Genomic DNA, 3,220 nt, shown 5'->3' with positions numbered 1-3,220 from the left:
CTTCCGTGGCCGGGCGGACCCCTTGGGGTGTCTTACTTGAAGGAGACCTCGGCGAAGTTCTCCTGCGTCAGCGGGGAGACCTTCGGCGGGTTGACGTTCTTGCCGAACGCGATGGCCGGCGGCGAGGACGAGATGGGCAGACCCGGCAGGTACGCCATGATCGTCTCGTTGGCCTTCTTGTAGAGGTCCGTGCGCTTGGTCGGGTCGGCCACGACCGATCCGGCCTTCACGTCGGCGAAGACCTTGGCGTCCTTGAAGCCCCACTGCTTGTCGTACTCGGCGAACCAGGTGCCGATGAAGTTGTAGCCGTCGTTGAAGTCACCGGTCCAGCCGAGCATGTGCAGGGCGCAGGAGCCGGCCTCGGTGGCGTCCAGGTAGTCCGGGTTCCACTTCATGGGCTTCGGGGTGACCTGGATGCCGGCCTTCTCCAGGTCGGCCTTCATCAGCTCGAACATGTCCTGCGGGGCGGGCATGTACGGGCGGGTGACCTCGGTCGGGTAGCAGAACTCGATGGAGAGGTTGCTCTCCTTCGCGGAGGCCAGCAGCGACTTGGCCTTGGCCGTGTCGAACGGGTACTTCGTCACGTTCTCGGAGAAACCGGCGACCGTGTCGGGCATGAACTGCGTCGCGACCTTGCCGCCCTCGGGCAGCTGGGTCTTGACCAGGTTCTCGCGGTCGATGGCGTGCGCGATGGCCTGGCGGACGGCGGGCTTCTTCAGCGCCGGGTTCTTCTCCTGGGACATGCCGAGGTAGAGAAGGTTGAAGACGTCACGGGTCGGCACCTTGAAGCCGGCGCTCTCGAGCGTCTTGATGTCGGCGGGCGCGACCAGGTCGTAACCGTCGATGTCACCGGCCTGCAGCGCCTGACGGCGGCCGTCCTCGGTGTCGATCGTGCGGATGACGAGGTTCTTCACCTTCGCCTTGTCGCCCCAGTAGTCGTCGAAGCGCTCGAGGGAGACTTCCTTGTTGCCCTTGTTCCACTTCGTGATCTTGTACGGGCCGGTGCCGGCGACCGTGCCGGCCTCCTGGCTGTACTTGGGGTACGTGATCGCGTCGCCCTTGGCGGTCGCCTGCTGCTTCTCGTACTCCTTGATCGCCTTCGGCGAGTGGATCGCCAGAGCCTGGAGCGAGAAGCCGCCGGGCAGGTTGGCGGAGGTCTCGTTGACCTCGATGACCGCCGTGTTCTCGTCCTTCGCGGTGCAGGACTTGTAGTTCTGCTTCGGCGCTTCCTTGTCCTCGTTCTTCTTGAAGCCGCCCATGATGGTCTGCCAGTAGTACGAGACCGCGCTCGACTGGTACGTGCCCGTCCAGTTGAACCAGTGGTCGTAGTTGGCGCAGACCGCGGCCGCGTTGAACGCCTCGCCGTCGTGGAACTTCACGCCCTTGCGCAGGTTGAACGTCCAGACCTTGCCGGACGGGTCGCTCGACCACTTCTCGGCGAGACCGCCGACGAGCTTGCTGCCGCCCGACTCGTGCTCCAGCAGCGCCTCGAAGGCCTGACGGGTGACCCGGAACGTCTCGCCGTCACTCGCGAGGGCCGGGTCCAGGGAGCCCGGGTCGCCCGGGGCACCGAAGACAAAGGTGTCCTTGTCGCCACCCTTGTCGCCGTCCTTGCCGCGGTCACTCGAACAACCCGTGGCGATCAGGCCGACCGCAAGGGCCGCCGTAATCGCCGTAACGGCTCTGGACTTGAATATTCGCATGGTCCACCCCTGGAATGCGCCGGGTCAGGTCTTGATTGGCCGAACACTACAGACGAGTCCCAACAGGGAGAACAGTCCGCATAGCGGTGATGCACACCTGAGACCCGGACACTCACCAAAACGGTCCGATCCGGGACATCGGACCTCGTCCGGTTAACTTCCGGGACACAAAGAGCTGTTGAGCAGCGACCCGCAGGCGTACGGAACAGCGGCCTGCGGGTGTACGGAACAGCGGCGCCCACAGGCGCGTGGATCAGCGGCCTGCGGGCGTACGAAACAGCGGAACTTCGGGCATACGGATCAGCGGAACTGCGCGGGAGGGTAGCCGTATCCGGACGGCTGCGGCGGCGCGGCGTGGGCCTCGCGGTCGTAGAACGGGCGGGCGTTGGCCCGCAGCCACATGGTGACCGGGTCGTAGTCGTCGGACATCGCGACGGTGGAGACGGGGAGGCCGTCGGGGACGGCGGCGATCGACTGCTGCATCATGGCGCGCACGGTGTCGACGGACTGCTGGCCCGTGTCGTACAGATCGAGACCGATGGCGAGGTACGGGGCGCCGAGTGCGGGCTGCACCCAGGCTCTGCGCAGCGAGCGGACGGCGGGGGTGCGGTGGGCGTTCTGCGTGAGCAGGGCGTAGAACTGGGGGATCTCGATGGCGGGCTCGGTGAGCCGCAGGGGCCCTGCGGGCATCCGGTCGAGGCCGGTGGCGATCCGGCGCAGATCGAGCCAGGGGATGCCGACCCCGCCGCCCGGCGCGTGCGGGTTGAGCCAGAGGCCGTAGCGATCGGGGAAGAGGGCACGGGCGACGTCGGTGCCGGTGACCACTTCGTGCGCCCTGGTCCAGCCGGAGGCGGCGAGCTCCTGGGCCGAGGTGACGCAGGGGGCGTAGGTCTCGCCGTCCACCTCCATGTTCCCGTACTGGGCGTCGGGGGAGCCGGCCTGGCCGTGCCAGAGGAGCATCCAGATCCGGTCCTCGGCGAGGGCGTGGAGCAGCGCCTCGTACGCGTCGTAGCGTCCGGGAGTCACCTGGCGCAGCATGTGCTCGGCCTGCCCGGCCGCCGCGGTGCCTGACGCGCTCACTCTGGGTCCCACCCCTCTTCGATCCGCCGTTCCCCGACGTCGCCCTGGGCACACGAGTGCCGCGGCCAACGTCATCAAACCAGCTTAAGCGGCCGTCCTGACACAAACTTGACGACTATGCGTACTGCCGGGTGTAGAAGGGCCTGACCCGGTTGAGCATCCAGTCGCCGACCGGGTCCTGGGCGATGTCCAGCAGGACCAGGTTGACCGGCCACTTCACGGCGGCCCGGCCGAGGGCCCGGCCCAGCGCGTCCATGGGGGCGGTGCGGTCGGGGCCCTCGAAGGCGGAGAGCTGGACGCCGATGAAGAGGACCGGAGCGTCGCCCTCGATGCTGGCCAGCACGCGCCGGGCGGTCTGCACGACGCCGGTCCCCTCGAACTCGCCGGCCGCGGCGGCGTGGAAGTCGACCGGCTCCTCCTGCCAGTCCGGCTCGAAG

General features: G+C 67.6%; 3 protein-coding genes. All 3 read right to left on the bottom strand.

The genetic code is table 11. The annotated features are described in order from the left end of the window. Nucleotides 1–32 precede the first annotated feature (32 nt). Entirely contained in the window at nt 33–1,703 is a 1,671-nt protein-coding gene (locus tag ACWGI8_RS42070; RefSeq protein ID WP_453668737.1) for an ABC transporter substrate-binding protein, read from the bottom strand. A gap of 300 nt (nt 1,704–2,003) precedes the next feature. After that, the gene (locus tag ACWGI8_RS42065; protein WP_453668736.1) at nt 2,004–2,783 is read right to left on the bottom strand and encodes an enhanced serine sensitivity protein SseB C-terminal domain-containing protein; all 780 of its coding nucleotides are present in this window, start codon (nt 2,781–2,783) and stop codon (nt 2,004–2,006) included. 115 nt (nt 2,784–2,898) lie between these two features. Then, nucleotides 2,899–3,220: enhanced serine sensitivity protein SseB C-terminal domain-containing protein (locus ACWGI8_RS42060; RefSeq protein WP_453668735.1), on the bottom strand; the 322-nt coding region annotated here is incomplete at its 5' end.

This window comes from Streptomyces sp. NPDC054841, assembly GCF_053611045.1.
Note: the sequence above shows the minus strand (reverse complement) of the source record. Positions and strands in the feature narration are given on the sequence as shown.